This window comes from Streptomyces sp. NPDC005263 (genome assembly GCF_042872365.1).
Lineage (GTDB): Bacteria > Actinomycetota > Actinomycetes > Streptomycetales > Streptomycetaceae > Streptomyces.
The window spans coordinates 1-1,217 of record NZ_JBIAKJ010000037.1; the positions used below are offsets into that span (position 1 = coordinate 1).

Annotated in this window: 1 protein-coding gene and 1 pseudogene; both read right to left on the minus strand. The window is 67.0% G+C overall.

The features are described from left to right. Window positions 1-53 precede the first annotated feature (53 nt). Window positions 54-707, minus strand: coding sequence for a hypothetical protein (locus ACFYRY_RS42950; RefSeq protein WP_389158968.1), 654 nt, complete (start codon window positions 705-707; stop codon window positions 54-56). Window positions 708-853: 146 nt separating this feature from the next. Next, a pseudogene (locus ACFYRY_RS42955) lies at window positions 854-1,128 on the minus strand (helicase associated domain-containing protein); the annotation flags it as partial. Window positions 1,129-1,217 lie beyond the last annotated feature (89 nt).

The following is a 1,217-nucleotide window of genomic DNA, read 5'->3' on the forward strand; positions in this document are numbered from 1 at the left end:
GGGCAGTGACCGACAGATCAACACTCAGGGCACGAAGCCAGTCGTAGCGCGAGTCAGGCCACCGCTCGAAGCGGCACCCGATCATCCTCACAGTCATAGCGCACCTTGCCGCGAGGGACGCCGCCCAGCACGCTGAGAGCGTGGACGTGGCCCTCGAAGAACGCCTCCTGGCCGCACGAGGCGAAGATGCGGTGCACCGCCTTGCCGGAGTACGACAGGCGCATCGCGAACAGGAACACCTTGACCTGCTCGCCGGCCAGACGGATCGTCACGTCCCCGAAGTCGACCTCGGCTTCCGCTCCCGGCAAGTGGGTCTGCGGGATGAACGCGTTCAACGGTCCGCGTCCCGCCTCTATCCGTATCTGCGGGCGGCGATCAGCGACATAGGCCCGCACCATCGGATAGGTCACCTCCACCGCACCGTGCTCGTCCAGCAGCCGGTCGAAGATCCGCTTGACGGTGTGCCGCTGCTTGCGCGGCGCGTCCAGATCCGCCCGCAGCATCTGGTCGATCACCGGCTTGAACACGTCCAGCCGCGTCTTGCGGGGCGGCAGCTGCTTGCGCGGCTCCGGCCAGACGGACTCCACGGCCGCCTTCACCGTCCGGAAACCCACCCCGTACTTGCGCTGCAAGGCCCGGTTCGACATCCCCGCCCGGACATCACGGCGGATCGCCGCGTACAGATCGACCTTGGACTTCGGTGGCACCGGCGCCCCCTCACCACGCAGAGCACTCCCAGCCTCCCACCGCAAGCACCCAAGTGGTGTCAAAACTCAGCGATATTACTCTCCGCCAACACCGTGCGGTGTCGCCGTCGACCGACAACCGGTGTCAGAACTCACTGACAAAGCCACCGGTAGGAGCGCAGCGCGGCGAGCTTGTTCTCCCACGCTTCCTCGCCCGGCTCCCACACCATCCCGGCCTCCGGCGCGTCCAGCAGGGTCTTGCGCCGCTCCTCCAGTTCGCCTGCCCGCAGCGCCTTCCTCTGCTGGTGGACCCAGCGCCCCAGCGGAAATCCTTCGTGACCCCCACTTGCACCTCGACGTCGTAGGGCACGGCGTAGAGGCCGGTGATCTCGTTCTCGTTCCGCCAGCGCAGCAGGGCCTGGTAGCCCTCCAGCCATGTGAGTGGGTGATCTGGTGGCATTGGGTGGGTGTCAGCAGGGCGGGGGTGCTGAGTGCTTGTGCCAGGGGCTCGTATGCGGGTCGGTTCGCTGT